This window comes from Pseudoalteromonas sp. MMG012 (genome assembly GCF_018100875.1).
Lineage (GTDB): Bacteria > Pseudomonadota > Gammaproteobacteria > Enterobacterales > Alteromonadaceae > Pseudoalteromonas > Pseudoalteromonas aurantia.
In genome coordinates, this window is sequence record NZ_JAGJEF010000028.1 from 39,072 (window position 1) to 56,381 (window position 17,310).

Here is a 17,310-nt window from a genome sequence, read left to right on the forward strand (position 1 = left end):
TAAGGAGGCTACGGCCTCCTTGAGTATGCTTATAGTGTTTAAAAAGTTGCACCACCATCAATGGTGATGATTTGCATTGTGGTATGTGAAGACAAGTTGGAGGCAATAAAGACAATACTGTGTGCCACTTCATCTGGGGTAGCTATTTTTTGTAAAGGGATCCCTAACTTGTACTCTTTAGCAAATCCATCAATGACATTTTTAGCTCCGCTATCATCTTGCCACATACCGGTTTGCATCGGGGTTAATGTAGATCCTGGGGCAATAACATTACAGCGGATACCATAATTTGCAAGTTCTAAGCCTGCGTTTAATGTTAGTTGGGTTACCGCTGCTTTTGACGCACAATAAGCGGCCATCTTTTGTCGCGGCGTCTGTGCTGCATTGGAACCTACGGTAACAATGCTACCGGCTTTATTCTGTTTGAAATTGTTGTAGCACGCCTGCAAGAACAGAAACACAGCACTGCAATTAACGGTATGACAATGTAACCATTGGTCAGTGGTTATGGCATCGATGGAGTCGTATTCTAAAACCCCTGCGACATTGATTAAGTTATACGGCGCTAAACCAGACGCTATAAGCTCTGCTAATATCTGCTCAAGTTCTAGTAAGTTGGATAAATCGCATTGAACACTTTTGTATAATACAGATGCGTCACTGAAATGTTTGTCAAAGCCAATCACTTTAGCGCCCAGAGCGGAAAATTGTTTTGCGGTGCTAAGGCCAATACCTTGCCCGACGCCGGTGATCCATACAATTTTGTCTTGATATTCAGCTTTAAGCTGCTTATCTAGCGACATGGTGTGCTCCTTGCTCTAATTCATGAATTAGTTGATTCAGTGATATCAGAGGATGATCAGCCCAGTAGGTTGCAGCAAAGAAGACATGTGATTGTATTGTATGTACTTGCTCAGGCAGATACCTTGCTTGATTCACATCAAAATCTATTTTGGCGGGCGTATCACCCAGCAAATGAATTTGCAGCATAATATCGTCTGTGGTCCCTGCACTTAAAATATGGCTGTGTGTTTCGACGCCGGCATATTTAGGGTTACTTGAAAAGGGCAGTAGGTTAATCGTTGGGCCAAATACGGTGAGTGACTTTCCTTGTTTTTGTCTGTCACGTTTTAATGATTCAACACGGTAGCTTTGTAGGTTTTTTAATGCCCTAATTTGTTGGTTGATCAAAACTGTGAGGTCTTGCAAGGTCATATTCTCACACAGTTGTAGTGGCAGCGGTAGCACATTGCTTTGCACACAAGGGGTCGACAGCTCAGCCATCGATTGGCGATTCATCATGATCAACCCTAAAGTGACATGATAGTGTTTCGTTTTTGCCACTAACGACGCCGCAATCGCAGCGAGTAATACCTCAGAACTACTCGCACTTACTTGCGCAGCGGCTGATTGAATCGTGTGCCATTGGGTACGAGAGAACTGTTCGGTTAAACGCGTATTCGCCATGCTTACATCGGCTTTGCTGTCGCTAAAACTATGTATAACGTCTATGTCATCTAACCATTGATTCAAAGTCACCCCCGCGGCGGCTTGGGCCGTAAGGTATGATGTTTCTTGCTGAGCTTGTAGTAATGTTTGTTGATTGGAAAAGCGCAAATTTGGTAAGGGTTTACCTTTCATAAGCGCATTGTAGGTACGATTTAATGCTTGGCTAAATAAACCAAAACCATAACCATCAAGTAATAAGTGGTGGGCCAAAATCATCAAGTAATCTTGTGACGTGCCACGGAGTAAATATAACTGCATCAATGGCTGCGCGGATAAGTCGAATGATTGACCTAATTTAGGAGCCATAAACTGCTGAGCGTACTGAGCGACATCGTCTATATCGCAGTCGAGCTGAATAAATTCAATCGCCGGGGTATTGCCAGTCGGTTGAAGCTGGGGTGTATAAGCATCATCATGTGGAAAGTAGCAGCTTAATGTATTACTTGCGAGCCAGACATGATCGAATGCTTGTTGCAGCACCGAGGCTGCAACTTTTCCTTGAAATGCCAAGCATTCAGCAACATTGAATAACTCACCTCGACCGCTGATGGTGTGTAATAACCACATCGCGTGCTGAGACGCACTCAATGGCAGAGAATCTGCTATATGGTGCGTCATTAGTCGTCCTTTCGCTCTTCTAGTAATTCAACCCAAGCTGATAGAGTCGGGATCTGTGCCAGTTCGATGAAGTTAGTTTCAATACCTTGCTGTTGCCATAATGCAATTAAATTCATGACTTGCACCGAGTCTAGTCCATAATCGATGAGACTTTCAAATTCATCAAACTCCTCAGGTTCACAATCTATGAGCGGGACAATATGTGCTTTTAAGCCTTCTAAAGTGGTTATGTCGAGGCTCTCGTTGCCTAAAACTTCGGCTGTGTTTATCACTTTACCGCAGCGCTTTGCAACAAAGTTTAATGCCATTGTATGCTCGTCATAGCTAAAATCAGCAACAGCATCACCGATGACAAATGGTTGTATGTCTCGCATGAACGCATCAACAGCGGTTGTCATCACGCCAATATGCGCATAAATCCCGACAATGAGTAATTGATCTCGACCTGAATCGCTCAAGCGGGTTTCAAAATCACATTTTTGAAAGGCACTATAGCGCCATTTGGTCAATACAATGTCTTTCTCGGTAGGTTGTAGCGCATCCATCACAGGCTGCTGGGCTGGGTCTTGTAAACCATCGCCCCACATATCACGCAGTAGTCCACGCTCGTTAAATCCCTGCTTAATTGGTTGGGCAGTATAGTAAACTGGAATGTTGTTTTCATAACAATGGCTTTTGAGTGCTTGTATATTGGCAACAACCGCGTCAATAAGCGGGTTGTTATCACCATAAAAGCCAATGAAGTAATTTTGCATGTCATGAATTAACAATGCAGCACGCTCTGGTTCTATTTGCCAATCAACACGATTTTCTGGCAGCTGTGCTGTGCGTGGTAGTGGGTAGTGACTTAGCTTTGGAATACTCATAATTTATCTTTTTATTATTGCTCAAATGTAGCACGGAGTGCTTTTTTATCGACTTTACCGACAGCAGTCAGTGGTAATGCTGCAACGAATTGAAACTTATCAGGCACCTTGAAATCGGCGATGCCAAGCTGGCGTAAATATTTACGTAATATTAATGCGGTTAGTTTGGTTGTCGCTGCGTCTTGAATAACAATGAATGCACAGCTTTTCTCACCTAAGGTACTATCTGGCATAGACACAATAGCAACGTGGGCAATGTCATTGTGCCCCAACAGTAAGTTCTCTACTTCCTCAGCGGCAATTTTTTCTCCGCCTCGGTTGATTTGATCTTTATCTCTACCTTCAACAATTAAATGCCCAGAAGGGAGCTGCTTAACGAGATCCCCCGAACTGTAGAAACCAGCCTCATCGAAGGCGTCGGCATTGTGTACGGGAGATTTATAGTACCCCCTAAACGTATAAGGACCACGGGTTAGGAGCCTACCTACGGTATTAGGCGGAACTTCATTGCCCGCTTCGTCGACAATTTTTATCTCATCATGGGGGCTAATTGGCTTGCCCTGTGTGTTGATCACAGACCATCTGTCGTCATCATGTCGAGTGTAATTTACAAGGCCCTCAGCCATACCGAAAACTTGTTGTAATTCACAGTCTAAAATAGGCTTAACTTGCTCTGCAACTGTAATGCTGAGTTTTGCACCACCGACTTGAATCAGCTGTAAACTGCTTAAATCATACGCTGCGTGAGGCGCATGACTCAGCCACAATTGCAGTGCTGGCGGTACTAAAGCTGTGTGAGTAATTTGATAATGTTCAATGAGTGCAAAGCACGTTGTTGGACTGGGGTCTGATGCCAATACAACGCTTCCGCCGGCATGAAAAACCCCAAGTGCGCCGGGAGAACTTAACGGGAAATTATGGGGAGCTGGTAATGCACATAAATACCGAGTTTCTCCCGTTAGCTGACAAATATCGGCACTGGCAACCACGCTATATAAATAGTCATTATGTGTGCGTGGGATCAATTTTGGAGTCCCTGTACTCCCACCACTTAGTTGAAAAAATGCAACGTCTTCAGGGTTTAGCGGCTGTGCTTCGAAGGGTTGCGCTGATAAGTAGCCTTGTTTTAATTCACTGTTCCCTTTGTGGTGGTCAACGATTAATGTATTTAGGCAGTTGAAACGATTGAATAATTCGTTGCTGAATTGTTCATCAGCGAACAGATCATGCATCGATGAGGCAATGATGAGCTTGGGCTGTAAAATTTCACAGTAGCTTTGCAATTCTGTTTTTTGGTGGTTAAATAAGGCGCAAACCGGTGCGACACCTAACTTGAGCAGCGCAAAATAGCTAATGTAGAATTCAATACAATTAGGTAATTGAATTAACGCGGTATCATATTTTTTCAGCCCTTTTAACGCCAAATTAGCGGCTAAGTTATCACTGTATTGCGACAGTTGTAGATAGCTAATTGAGCGTTTTCCATCCGCAAGCGCAATACCGTTGCTATTGTTTGTCAGTTGTTCACTTAATAAGCTGGTTAATGGCTTGTCTTGCCAATACCCTTGTTCACGGTATAGTTTTGCTAAGTCGGCCGGCCAAGGCGTATATTCAATGCTCATAATTCAGCCTTTTCTATAGGGTTCGAAAGTTGTTGAATGTCATCTAAAGTTAAACCCAATGCATTCAGCATCGTTTTTAATTTTGCGTTTGTTTCTTGCCATTCCAATGTTGGATCTGAAGCTGCAACAATACCAGCACCTGCAAATAGCCTTGCTTGATTGTGCTCAAGTTGACCACATCGAATTACCACAACCCACTCACCGTTACCGTGTTTGTCACACCAGCCAATAATGCCTGAGAACAAAGCTCGACTATGTTTCTCTAAAGATTGAATATGCTGGTAGGCTGGATTAGTTGGTTTTCCACACAACGCAGGAGAAGGGTGTAATTGATTTGCAATCTCTAAGATATGGGTCTGTGCATTTTTAAGGGTGCCTTTTAACTCAGTGGATAAATGCCACATAGTGGCCGTACTAAGTAAAGAAGGTTGCGCAGGTACCTCTAAAGTTGTACAAAATGGCGCAAGTACTTTTTCCATATCTTCAATGACAACAGCATGCTCAAATCGGTCTTTTCCTGAGTTAAATAGTGCCTGTTTATTTGCCGCTTCTAATTCTTCTGTAGGTGCTCTGGGGATAGAGCCGGCTAACGGGTTAGTCATAATATGTTGGTGGTGTTTTGCCAGTAATAATTCAGGGCTGACGCCCATTAAAGTTGCACTATCAGTAACAGGAAAAGAGAAGTGATAGCCACTGCGGCTTTGCTGTAATAACTGACACAGCACCCGCTCTTTTTGAATGGTATTTTCAAAGGTCATATCAACCTGTTTACTCAATACAATTTTCTCAAGAAGTTGGGCATCAAAGAGTTTTTTTGCAGCATTCACAGATGATTCAAATTGTGTTTGACCTTGTAGATATTCGACAGACTGTAAAGGGTTCGGCTGCTTTGTGAGTGTACTTAGCTCGGCATTGAGCCAACTGCTGATAGCTGGCTTTTCCCAATATGTGGTTTTACTTGGGATGATAAAGTGTGCTTGTTGGGTTTTGCAAAAAGGCAGTACACCAAACGCGATAGCTTCATCGGGTTGATTGGCCAGTTCAGACTGTACCCGAGTGACCAGCTGTGTTGTTTGTGTAATAGAAGAAGAGAAGCGTTTCTTAATACCGTGAGTGACGATACATCGTTCACCAGACATAAATAAACAATCTCGATTACTCTGAAAGTTTAATGCTTTACTGGGTTCTGGCATTTCAAAAGCATGCTTCATATACATAAGTCACCTTGTCGTGATGGTACAGCTGTGCGCAGATTAACGGTGGTAATCAGACGCAAATATTATTTTTTCAAGACGAGGGTCATTGCAAAAGATTTAGTCTCTTACACACGATTTGCACTGTAATGGGCAATATGTTTTGGCAATTTAGGGCAGTCACTGCAGTGAGATTTATTCGGTACATCATGTAATAGGCAGCAGTGATCACGGATCCGATAGGTGTTGAGAGAGTCTGTGAGCATAATGGGTTTACTATACAGTGGGTTAGTTTGGTCGTTTATATGGCATTCGTTCAGCAATATGCGTCTTTCGTTTTTTAAATGTTCGGAATGACCAAGTGCGTGCTCGATAGCATGTAAAAACTGGTTGATCCTGAAAGTACAATTACTCCAAAGTACTTTGCTTGAGATCCCAAATTGCTGATTTAACCATGCATGCAATGGCGCTAGATGCTTGAAAATAAGGTCGTAATATCGAATTTCTGTTGGGCCTCCAGATAAATTTATGCCCTGATTTGGCAGTTGTAGTTGCTGTAATTTTGTGTGCCAAAGGACATCTTTTAACGATAAAGGCAGCGATTGCTGTAAAACACTCTGTGCGACAATAATACTGGGGAGTATTTGCAAAGTGTAATGCATATGCCAAACCGAGGCTTGGCTTCTTGATTTCCCTACTCCTTTACGCTGCGAAAAAGTACTAATTTCATGACGTAACATGCCATTTTTCATCTGTTCATCCAGTGTGAGCGAGGTATGTTCAGTGTGTAAGCCAACCCCTTTACCATAGTTGGCAAAAGGACCGCTTAAATAAGGGGATAGAATGGGCAGCATATGACGGTATTGGGCCTTTAGTTTAAGTAGATAAGTGAACTTTCTACGACAAAGACGAATTGGCCCTGAATTTTTTTACTGGATCCTCGTCTTGTATCTAATTGAACTAAGTTAGGGTTAATTGTGTTAGGGCATTTAATAAAAAAAACGCGTTGGCGTTTTCTCGCTACCGCAACCAGCAGTGTGCTGTTTGGTTTGATCAGTGTGTCACTTGTCGCATTGATTAATGAGATCATTAATAGTGAAAGTGACCAGCTAGATCAAAAGTTTATTTATTTTGCTATTTTGGCGATATCAGGGGTGTGCTTACAATTACTTTCTAAACTTATTTCTGAGCAATTGAGTGAACAAAGTCAGGCAGTGATAAGAAGCCAAGTGGCAGAGCTGGTTATTTCCGCTAAATTAGAGAGCATGGAAAGGCAAGGTGGCGCTAAAATTAAATCATGTCTCACGGAACATAGTTTAAAAGTAGCTACCTTCTTTAAAAATTTACCTAACATACTTACGAATGCAATGATTGTGCTGGGCAGCCTGGGATATATGGCTTGGCTAGATTGGCAGGTATTTTTATTCGCCTTATTAACTTTATTTTTGGGCTCGGCAGGTTACAGTCTGGCAAATGCCAAAGCGTATAAGAAGGTTTCAGAAGCAGCAAAGTTGCAGGATGAACTCTTCGTGCACTTTGATGCGATTGTTGAAGGCGCAAAAGAGCTTAAATTGAACCAGAGTAAACGACAGGTATTTTTGAATGATGTATTGGACCAAGCCATTGAAAAACTGAAAACGCGTAGAGTAGCAGGCGCGAGTATTTATCATTTAGCCGCTTCGTGGGGTGGGTTCAGTATTTTTGCTTTCATTGGCGGGACACTTTATTACTTGTCAGGCGTTGACTCAGATAGTGGCAAGATAATGTCTGGGTTTGCGTTGTTATTTTTGTATATGCTAACGCCATTGGAGGTGATGCTGGAAGCGATTCCACGTGCTTTTGAAGCCAAAGCATCGGCGAAGACCATTGCGGAGTTTCAAGATGACCTTGAACAAATAGAGCAAAATTCGCATCAGCAAATAGACAGTTTCACTCAGCTGCATATTAAAGATTTGAGCCATAGCTATTATCATGAACAAAGTGATGAAGTCTTTGCGCTTTCGCCCATTAATTTGACGATTAATGCCGGTGAGTTGATTTACTTAGTGGGTGGCAATGGCAGCGGAAAAACCACTTTTGCGAAAGTATTTAGTGGCTTGTATGCTGCTAACGATGGCCATATTGTTGTTGATAACACTATTATAGAAGCGCCAAGTTTAGATAACTATCGTCAACTATTTAGCACGGTATTTACTGACTTTTATTTGTTTGACCGTTTGTTGGGCGTTGCCAATCAAGCATTAGAAGACAAAGGCAACGCGCTGATCAAAAAACTGAATTTGCATCATAAAGTGGCCATTAAAGATGGCGCATTCACCACACGAGCGCTTTCGCAAGGGCAAAGAAAACGTTTGGCTTTGGTAGTGGCTTATTTGGAAGATCGTGCATTTTACTTATTTGATGAATGGGCCGCTGACCAAGACCCGTTATTTAAAGATGTATTCTATACGGAATTATTGCCAGAACTGACAGCCAGAGGAAAAACCGTTTTAGTGATCACCCATGATGATAAGTACTTTCATATGGCTGATAGATTGTTACGAATGGAGAATGGCCACTTAAGTGAAGTTGCCGTGGGCAAAGAGCAGCAAAGTATTGCTTAGTGAATGTGCAGACGTTATGTAACAGCCCACTGAATCCAGTGGGCTTTTTTAATGTATTAACTGCTTAGATGACCCGTGAAAAGCGGGTTTGTTGTAATTGCTTCTGTAAATAGGCATCAAAACACATACAAATAATACGAATGAATAAATTGCCTTTGCTGGTAATGGTGATGTGTGTGTTAGACAGTTGTACCAAGCCATCATCAACAAGTGGCTGTAGAGCGAGGAGTTCATTAGAGAAATAATCTGGGAAATGAATGTTGTAACGGCTTTCTATGATGTTGATGTTCAGCTCAAAGTGGCAAATAAGCTGTTTTATCACATCAGCTCTGAGTGTATCGTCGTGGTTTAATTGCATGCCTTTCGTTATTGCACTGCCTGTATCAGAGACCGCGTTATAATACGCTTTTAGTTCTTTATGGTTTTGCAAAATCGCATGCCCTATTTGAGAAATAGAGGATACGCCCAGCCCTAGTAGGTCGCACGATCCATGCGTTGTATACCCTTGAAAATTACGATGCAGCTTGCTTTGGCGTTGTGCAATCGCCAGCGCGTCATCTTTTTTAGCAAAATGGTCCATGCCAATAAATTGATAACCTGCTTGGGTCATTTGTGACAGAGTATTTTTGAATATTTGCAGCTTTTGCTGAGGTGTTGGCATATCTTCCTCTTTGAGTTTGCGCTGTGCAGCAAATCGTTCTGGTAAATGCGCATAATTAAACACAGAGACCCTATCAGGGTTAAGTGCAATGAGTTGTTCTATGCTCTGCGCAAAGCTGTCAGGAGTTTGGTCTGGTAAACCATAAATCATGTCGGCATTAATTGATTTAAACCCCAGCGCACGCGCTTGGCGTACTAAGGCTATGACTTTATCAACATCTTGAGGGCGGTTGACAGCGGCTTGGACTTGGTCATTAAAGTCTTGAATACCGAATGAGACCCGGTTGAAGCTCAGCGACTTTAAAGTACAAAGCATGGTGTCAGCCAATGAACGCGGGTCGATTTCAATACTGCGTTGTGCGTTTGTTGCAAAGGTAAAGTGATGCTCAAGTAGGGCAATGAGTCGGGTCATTTGCGCCTCATCTAAAAAGGTGGGTGTGCCTCCGCCAAGATGAAGTTGCTCTATGGTGTACTGTTTAAACAGTTTTGATTGAGCGTGGACTTCTTGTTCCAGCTTATCTAGATAAAGGTCAGCCTTAGATTGATGGCGGGTCACTATTTTATTACAGCCGCAGTAATAACAGAGCTGATGACAAAATGGAATATGAATATATAAGGACAAAGACCGGTTGTTCGATTGCGTAATGGCAGACTCAAGATTGGCTTGTTGATAGCCTGTTTGCAGCGACAATGCGGTGGGGTAGGACGTATATCTTGGACCAGAGACATTGTATTTTTTGATTAGGGAATCATCCCATGTAGGTAAATTTATCACGACGGCACTCACTCTTACTAGAAGAGGGTAGTGTAAAAGGGAATGTAGGTGGAGGCTTTGATCTATCGCAAACCAACACATGCCAATATTCGGCATGTGTTGGTCGTTTTCATTAGAGCTTAAATTGGTTGACCGTACTATTAAGTGCTCGGGCTAAATCATTCAGATCTTTCGCTTCATCGGCTAAGGTATGTGCGTGATGAGCGGTACTGTTTACCAAATCATTGATGGCACTTAAACTGCTATTGATATCCTCTGCAACGACGGTTTGTTGCTCTGTTGAGGTGGCAATCTGGTGGCTTTGTTCCTGCACCGTCGTTACCGAGCTGGTAATATCACGCAGTGAGTCAAGTACGCCTTGAGTTTGTGATACCGAGCCTTCAGCTTGTTCTTGGCCTTGTTGCATCATGGTAGAAGCTTGTTGCGCAATTTGCTGTAACCGTGAAATCATTTTTTGGATGTCGTCCGTTGACTCTTGGGTGCGACTGGCTAAAGAGCGGACTTCGTCAGCAACAACAGCAAAACCACGGCCTTGTTCGCCGGCCCGAGCGGCTTCAATCGCGGCATTTAATGCCAGTAAGTTAGTTTGTTCTGCAATACTATTGATAACATCAATCACGGCACCGATATTACTGGTTTCTTGCTCTAATCCGGCCACCACTTTGGCGGCTTCTCCAATATGACCCGCCAGCTCAGTCATGTCGGCTTGAGCACGGGTTGAGCGGGTGGTGCCATCGGTGGTTATACGTTGGACAAGCTCAGCAGCTTGATTGGTTTCTTGGGCATTACGCGATATCTCAGTGACCGTGGCGGCCATTTCGGTCACTGCTGCACTCACACTATCCACTTGCTCTTTTTCTTGTTGTATTTCATTGTTGGTACTTGAAGATACCGCGCTGAGTTGTTCAGAGGCATTACCCAGTTGGGATGCCTGCGCAGCCGTATCTAGCATCATGGCGCGCAACTTATCAATAAAGGTATTCATGTGTTCCGCCAGCTGGCCCACTTCATCTTTACTGTGAATATCGATACGACGAGTGAGGTCACCATCCCCAGAGGCTATTTCTCTCATGGTTTCAGCCAGTGTTTCTATTGGCTTGGTGATTAACTGTGTTGCCCACAAAATCATTAAAATTATAATTGAAATGATCACAAGAACCGCAATGATGGTGGTCATAACTGCTGCTTCTACCGGCTCTTCGATTAAACTAACAGGGATCATAATGCCCACATGCCAATCGAGAATGGGGCTGTCGAGTTTGACGCTATTGAAAATAACGTAATACTGCCTGCCTTTTAAGGTCACGTAGGCGGTGCCCGCTTGCGTACTTTTGATTGCACGGTTAAGTGCTTGGAAGCCTGATGTATCGTTAAATTGTGTCTCTAACCCATCTAAACCTTCTTTTCCTTTGGGGCCTTCATCTGTAATAGAGAGCTTATGACTGGTTTGCGCTGATAAATGGACAATTTTTAAGTCGCTGTCTAATAAGAATCCATAACCTTGATTATTGAAGCGAATATCTTCAACTAAATCATTGACCTTGTTCATTTGCAAGTCGATACCTGCGATACCAATGAGGGTGCGCTCTGCATTATAGATGGGCTCTTTGATAACCGCAGAAACATCCCCCGTATTGGCATCAACCGACACTGGGCTCACATGTAAGCCGCCTTTTTTCATGGCCTCTGGCCACCACCCGCGTTTATAAGCATAGTATTCTCGGCCATCAGCAAAACGCGATGTCCGTTCATTTTCCTTGAAATACTCCCCGGTAATGGCAGAGGCAAAGAAAGTAGACAGGACATTTTCATCGTTCTCGGTCAGATTGACAAAATCTTGGTTGACTTCTTGATAGCCTAGTTGATTATCAAGAGCGCTTTCTCGTTGGTTATAGTCACTGAAAAAATTGACTAAGTGGGTGCTGTTGGCAAAAGTGCTCACCAGTTTGCCATATTGTGCAAAGAAGCCTTCCATTGAGAGCTTTTCAGAATAAAGATAGCTTTGTGCTTCTCGCTGGATGCTATCCCGTGACAAAGTGGCAATATGATTAACAAAATAACTAGAGGCGATGACAAGTAAAATGGAAATGGTGCCGCCAATCAGTAAGAGGATCTTCTTCCTCAAAGATAAATTCTTAAGCATGACATATTCTTTTTATTAGGGTTGAGCAAACCTTAATCAAAGCATAACTGAGGTTGCTTTGCCACTTTTTAGGTATGGATGACGAACAATATAGGGACACGTTTTGTCAGTATTTGTTCACAGTTGTAACTGTTTATTGCATTATTTACAGTGAAATAAAGATCTTACCCGCTTTCAAATGACAATTAGGTATTAAACCACAGAATCGAGAGTCACTTTTTGACTATTACCACCACCATCCATGACGACAGCGAAAACTGTCCCTTTTTAAGGTTGAAGATCTAAATTGTATACAATATACTTTTGTGCGTTGTTAAAATGAGTACAAATCATGGAATAGATTGAAGCTCAAGGAGTTAACAACATCAATAGAGAATCATCATTCAAAAGGATTAATAGTAAAACAATAGGAAAAGTGTGATGTGTGCATTGATACCATATGAAAGCTAGCACGCAACTATAAATTATAGATAAAGTGAATCAGCACTGTCGCCAATAGGGATATGGAACATGGTGAGTAAAAAATTACAGCTCGGGATCGCGATATTTTGCCTTTTTTTATATGAGCTAAATAGTGAAGAAAGTACTCATATGGCACCTGAAAGGACCGAAAGACAAATAATAGAAGAAAAGCAGCCAGAAACACTTTTAGAGCATGAAGAAACACACAATCAGCGCATCAATATGTTAAAAATAAAAGCAGACACGATACGTACTTCGGCACTTGAACTTGGCGGGTTATCTAAACCTAAAATTTTTAATTACGAGGGCAACTGGTGTATTGCGGCGCAAGACCTGTCAAAAGAGGATCAAGCGTATGCTTACAATCAATATCAAGATTGGTTAGAAAAGAAAGAAATGGGGCCTCTTTCACATGTGAATAACAACCTTGTCTCTGACAATATGCAGAATTATCTAAAAATGGATGTTAAAATGTTGCAGGACGCTGCATTTGGCGGTGATATAGGTGCATTACGCGCGTTGGCTTCAGGAGTGAATGATGAAATAAGCCGAGCGTTGTCGTATAAAGCAGCACAAAGGTTAACGGCAATTGGCGAGTGGGATGCAGGAATAAGTACATTAATTATTGATGATCTTTCTGAAGCTGAGTTCATCATGGACGAAGATGCGAGCAAAGCACAGCAGCATATCGTTCGTGCACTCAGCTATGTGGAAATAGCGTTTCAACAAGCCAGTACAGCAGGGTTGTCTTCTTTACTGATTGTTCTTAAAGATAGCCCGCAGCTACAGAGGTTGATGAGTCGAATTGATGAGAGTCTGGTTGAGGGGTCAGTAAGCCGTTTAATTGCTGAACTTGATAATACCAGACTGGCTGAGGGGTTAAGGCCTTTTGAAGAGGTGACAGTACCTAGAGTCGCGTTAAGTGTTTTTCAACAGTCAATTGCAAAGATGTACGATGAAGGCGGTAATGCAGAATTCTTAAGGTTACTGCAAGATAAAACGTTATTCCCAGGTTATTGGCAAGTTCAATATTTGGATACACCTTGTATTAAACGGCGTATTGCCACACGAGAGGCTAATTTTCACTTAATTCCCGCGATACAAGAAGAGATCCGCAGTTTACAAAACCAGCTCGATACAGTGCCTTAACCGGAATATGACGATGTCACATCATTATTGTTCGTGTTTAAACAAATAGCGCAAACTAAAGCTTATGTGAGCTGACACTGATAATGATTAGTGGGTTGTAGTACAAACAAAAAAACGCCCACTGAGCAAGCTGATACGGTTGCGTGGTGCTAAAAACTAGGTAACTATCTAAAAGGTGCTATACTACTGTATTTACAGACAGTGTAGCACTTTTTTATGAGCAAAAAATCTTGCCAGCAGAAACCACCAAGGATACCAGCCAAATTCAAAGGAATTCAGGTAAATTGTTGTAAGTTTACTAGATGTGAGAATTTTGGCCTGACACCAGGAAAGGCAAGAGAGACCGAACTATTCCAAGAATATAATAAAAATAAAATAAATCGTCAAGTCCGAGAATCCGACCCTTACTATGCCATCACTGGCAATACCATTAAGTGCAAATCTTGTGAGCAGATAAAAGCTTTATCTGGCAATAATAATCAAGTCTACTACTCATTAAAAAGTAACATCGCTGTTCATGAAGAATATGAACGTATTAGCTCATATCTTATTAAACCGGGAACGGTCTGCACCAATCCTGAATGCCCATCACACGAAACTGAAGAATATAAAATTAAGAAAAACGGTTACACAGCAAAAGGGGTTCCTCGCTTTAAATGCAAAGTTTGTGGGAAGTCTCCAACAGGCAGACCTATTGACCGTGTACATGAGAAGTCTGAAATAAATAAAGCATTTTTCAAAAGCTTAGTAAGTAAATCGCCTTTTAGGGCTATGGAATTTCGTTTTGATTTAAGCATGGGAGCTATATACAGACGTATTAACTTCCTACATAGGCAATGTATGGCATTTGTCGCAGAGCGTGAGCGCAGACTATTTGAATCAAAATCACATGAACGCCTTTATTTATGCACAGATAGAATAGTTCAAAAGAGCAATTGGACAAACAGAAAAAGCAAAAAGAACTGTGAGTTTTACGGCATAGCTACCGCTGAATTAACTACTGATTATGTTTTGGCCTTTAACTTCAATTACGACCCCGATATTGATCCCCATGAAGTTGAAGAACAGGCACAAGAAATCAAGGATTCTGAGAAGTTAAAGCATAATCGAAAATTTGCTAGGCTATGGCTAAATGTTGATTTTGAACAGAGCAAAATAGACCGAGCCAACAAGAAAAAACGGTTATCAGGCTCTCAACTTGAGTATATAAGTAACAAAACACAAGATATGCTAGAAGACGAAGAGCAATCCTCAGAGCTTTTTGACAAATTCACGGCATTACCATCTCAGGGTATGGAAGTTCATAACGAATATACAATGGCTGCACACTTTTTTCTGATTAAAAAATTAACGCAAAATGCGCAAATGACCCGTTTTTATTTAGATTTGGATGCAGGAATGAAAACATGGCTTTTAGCTGCATTCAAAGAAGAAATTTTGGAAGGAAAATGTGATGGTTTTTTAGTTAATATGGATAAAGAATTAACTGTCGATGTTAAACGACAAGAATTCCAAAAAGCGAAAGATGCCATCGAAAAATATTCTAATAGTCCTTATGAGTCTTTAAATAGAAAGCAGCGCACCACAATTATAAATCAGATGATTATTGATGATATAGCTTCTCCTTATCAACCTGAAGGTACAGTAGATTCTTGGATTAAGAATCCAACTCCATTTATGGGTGAACCAAATAAAATGATATCGGCTTTTACCAACATTGAACGATTTGACTTGAATCATCAAGCAAACTTATACCGTAAAGGCTCTCTGCACGCTGTAGACCGTTTTTTCCAAAAACTAAGACGTAGGGTGAGTATTTTCGAAAGACCGTTTCAGTCAGGCTCTAATAGACACCGAATATGGAATGGATACAGCCCTTACAATCCAGCGATGTACCAAAAACTGGCTGATATCTATCGTGTGTTTTACAACTACTGTGATGTTTCGAAAAAATATAAAGTAACCCCAGCAATGAGGTTAGGGTTGTCTAAAGGCCCTGTCGAATTAGAGAAAATAATTTACTTTGAAAAATATAAAAAAGGTTAAAACCAGATATTAGATAACTAGTATTGATTATAAAACAATAGGTTGGGAAAGTGGTTCTAGAAATAGATAATATGGAGTGAGCATGTTAGAGATTGATAATGACTTGGATAAGATCAATAGCTTGATTGAGATGGGGGAATTCGATAATGCTATGAATTTAGCGTTAGGAACTCTAAGAGAAATAAAGAAATTAAAATCATTAGAGCATACAAATTACCTAAGCAGGCTATTCAAAATATCAGGCTTTTTCATCGACATTGGGCACTTAGCACACAATGAAAAAGCAAGTAATATAGGAATTGATCTTCTGACTAAAAATGAAAATAATTTCAAAGAAATAGTTCATGATTCTTCTTACTGTTACTTTTTGGCAAATGCTAAATCTAATTTAATTACAGCCCAAAATCCTTTCGAGCATGATTTCGGTACTATTGAGCAATTGATCGAACACAAGTCCCTTTTGTGGGAAGCGATTCAAAAACATCCGAGTGAAACTCCTCTCGAATACAAAACTAACTTAGCAAATTCGTTAAAACAGCAATTTAGAATAGTTGAGTCATTAGCGTTGTATGATCAAGTAAACCAAGCATCTAGCAGTATTGCTCAATCTTGGATTAACAGGTCGGATTCGTTGAAAATGCTAAATGAAATATCAAATAGCTATTCTATTCAGATGTTATCGGAAATAAAAAAGGGCTACACAAAGGCATTAGAAAGTGGATATGTACCACCTCAATATCGGGATTATTATCTGGAAAATATTCAAATAACTGAATCAAAAATTAAAGAGATTTGTAAAGAAGAATATATAGAAATAGATGATGACGAACACATAACAGAAGAAGAATATGAAGGATTAAGTGATTATAGAAAGTTCTGTCTTGATAATTATTTATCTCTTTCGGAACATGGGCTTTATTGCAAATGTATAGGAAGTTCTCAAGATAACTTAACAATACCAACTACTGGGGGGATTTCTGGGGATTTTGTTATTCCTATGGAAAAGCTGTTAAACAGAATCAAATCAGAGTTCTCCTTTGCTAGAAAATTATTTTATGACTATTTTAATGAGGCAGATGATGAGCTGCATGTAGAATCGGCTTATTCAGAACTTAATGATTTTGAAATATTGGGGTATGAAGTCGAAAAACTTAGAACAGCGTTTCGGTTATGTTTCGGAATACTTGATAAAATAGGTATTGGCATCTGTGAAATGTTTGATCTATATCCTTCAGATAAAAAAGTATATTTTCATAATTTCTGGAAGTTATCTCAAAACAACAGAATTGATAAATTCAATGAGGTCAATAATCCCGGATTGCTAGCTTTGTATAGTATAGCCACTGATTTAAACGAGCATAAACTAGGAAAATGGTCACTTTTCAAAGATTATAGAAACTCGCTTGAGCATGAGTTTGTTGTTTTATACAACAATGAAAACAAAAGCTGTGCGCTAAAGGCTTACGAAAACTTTTCTTTCCAAAAGGAAATTGTCTTCATTGAAAAAGATGAGTTTATCAGTAACTTGGAGGTGCTTTTTCAGCTAACACGTTCAGCTATTTTTTCTTTTGTTTTTTCAGTAAGAAGTGAAGCATTAAGAAATAATGATGATGGTGATAAATTGCTAATTCCTAATGTTATTAAACAACAAACTAGCTCAGGGT

General features: G+C 40.8%; 12 protein-coding genes. 4 read left to right on the forward strand and 8 right to left on the reverse strand.

Annotated features, from left to right (window positions below; genetic code table 11):
* Positions 1-38: 38 nt before the first annotated feature.
* The 6 genes from dhbA to fhuF all read right to left on the reverse strand — a co-directional run bounded on the left by dhbA (position 39) and on the right by fhuF (position 6,662).
* Positions 39-803 (reverse strand): 2,3-dihydro-2,3-dihydroxybenzoate dehydrogenase, encoded by a 765-nt coding sequence (gene dhbA, locus J8L97_RS11460; protein ID WP_211049830.1) that lies wholly within the window; start codon positions 801-803, stop codon positions 39-41.
* Positions 790-2,127: a condensation domain-containing protein gene (locus J8L97_RS11465; protein ID WP_211049831.1), complete on the reverse strand. Its 1,338-nt coding sequence runs from the start codon at positions 2,125-2,127 to the stop codon at positions 790-792. The genes dhbA and J8L97_RS11465 overlap by 14 nt, the downstream gene beginning before the upstream one ends.
* Positions 2,127-2,993 (reverse strand): isochorismatase family protein, encoded by an 867-nt coding sequence (locus J8L97_RS11470; RefSeq protein WP_211049832.1) that lies wholly within the window; start codon positions 2,991-2,993, stop codon positions 2,127-2,129. Before J8L97_RS11470 ends, J8L97_RS11465 begins: the two co-directional genes overlap by 1 nt.
* 14 nt (positions 2,994-3,007) lie before the next feature.
* Positions 3,008-4,615, reverse strand: coding sequence for a (2,3-dihydroxybenzoyl)adenylate synthase (locus J8L97_RS11475; protein ID WP_210996326.1), 1,608 nt, complete (start codon positions 4,613-4,615; stop codon positions 3,008-3,010).
* A complete protein-coding gene (locus J8L97_RS11480; RefSeq protein WP_247688648.1) occupies positions 4,612-5,826 on the reverse strand; it encodes an isochorismate synthase MenF in 1,215 nt (404 codons plus the stop codon). Before J8L97_RS11480 ends, J8L97_RS11475 begins: the two co-directional genes overlap by 4 nt.
* A 110-nt stretch (positions 5,827-5,936) precedes the next feature.
* Positions 5,937-6,662 (reverse strand): siderophore-iron reductase FhuF, encoded by a 726-nt coding sequence (gene fhuF, locus J8L97_RS11485; RefSeq protein WP_211049834.1) that lies wholly within the window; start codon positions 6,660-6,662, stop codon positions 5,937-5,939.
* A gap of 123 nt (positions 6,663-6,785) precedes the next feature.
* On the opposite strand from fhuF, the gene J8L97_RS11490 reads away from it, so the two are divergent.
* Positions 6,786-8,411, forward strand: a complete 1,626-nt coding sequence (locus J8L97_RS11490) for a cyclic peptide export ABC transporter (protein WP_211049835.1) — start codon at positions 6,786-6,788, stop codon at positions 8,409-8,411.
* Between the two features lie 64 nt (positions 8,412-8,475).
* Here the strand turns inward: J8L97_RS11490 and hemN are convergent, their stop codons facing one another.
* Together hemN and J8L97_RS11500 are read right to left on the reverse strand one after the other, a co-directional pair.
* Positions 8,476-9,846: an oxygen-independent coproporphyrinogen III oxidase gene (gene hemN / locus J8L97_RS11495; protein WP_211049837.1), complete on the reverse strand. Its 1,371-nt coding sequence runs from the start codon at positions 9,844-9,846 to the stop codon at positions 8,476-8,478.
* A 112-nt stretch (positions 9,847-9,958) separates the two neighbouring features.
* Entirely contained in the window at positions 9,959-11,989 is a 2,031-nt protein-coding gene (locus tag J8L97_RS11500) for a methyl-accepting chemotaxis protein (protein WP_211049839.1), read from the reverse strand.
* A gap of 510 nt (positions 11,990-12,499) precedes the next feature.
* Here J8L97_RS11500 and J8L97_RS11505 point away from each other — a divergent pair.
* The 3 genes from J8L97_RS11505 to J8L97_RS11515 all read left to right on the forward strand — a co-directional run.
* The gene (locus tag J8L97_RS11505) at positions 12,500-13,600 is read left to right on the forward strand and encodes a hypothetical protein (protein WP_211049841.1); all 1,101 of its coding nucleotides are present in this window, start codon (positions 12,500-12,502) and stop codon (positions 13,598-13,600) included.
* 216 nt (positions 13,601-13,816) lie between these two features.
* Complete coding sequence (locus J8L97_RS11510; protein ID WP_211049843.1) at positions 13,817-15,646, forward strand: hypothetical protein; 1,830 nt, start codon at positions 13,817-13,819, stop codon at positions 15,644-15,646.
* An 82-nt stretch (positions 15,647-15,728) separates the two neighbouring features.
* Positions 15,729-17,310 (forward strand): LA2681 family HEPN domain-containing protein (locus tag J8L97_RS11515; RefSeq protein ID WP_211049847.1); only part of this gene is annotated, 1,582 nt, incomplete at its 3' end.

Excerpts from the sequence above, each read along its gene's own strand:
- dhbA (WP_211049830.1), bottom strand. The coding sequence starts at position 803 with ATGTCGCTAGATAAGCAGCTTAAAGCTGAATATCAAGACAAAATTGTA.
- J8L97_RS11465 (WP_211049831.1), bottom strand. The coding sequence starts at position 2,127 with ATGACGCACCATATAGCAGATTCTCTGCCATTGAGTGCGTCTCAGCAC.
- J8L97_RS11470 (WP_211049832.1), bottom strand. The coding sequence starts at position 2,993 with ATGAGTATTCCAAAGCTAAGTCACTACCCACTACCACGCACAGCACAG.
- J8L97_RS11475 (WP_210996326.1), bottom strand. The coding sequence starts at position 4,615 with ATGAGCATTGAATATACGCCTTGGCCGGCCGACTTAGCAAAACTATAC.
- J8L97_RS11480 (WP_247688648.1), bottom strand. The coding sequence starts at position 5,826 with ATGAAGCATGCTTTTGAAATGCCAGAACCCAGTAAAGCATTAAACTTT.
- fhuF (WP_211049834.1), bottom strand. The coding sequence starts at position 6,662 with ATGCTGCCCATTCTATCCCCTTATTTAAGCGGTCCTTTTGCCAACTAT.
- J8L97_RS11500 (WP_211049839.1), bottom strand. The coding sequence starts at position 11,989 with ATGCTTAAGAATTTATCTTTGAGGAAGAAGATCCTCTTACTGATTGGC.
- J8L97_RS11505 (WP_211049841.1), top strand. The coding sequence starts at position 12,500 with ATGGTGAGTAAAAAATTACAGCTCGGGATCGCGATATTTTGCCTTTTT.
- J8L97_RS11510 (WP_211049843.1), top strand. The coding sequence starts at position 13,817 with ATGAGCAAAAAATCTTGCCAGCAGAAACCACCAAGGATACCAGCCAAA.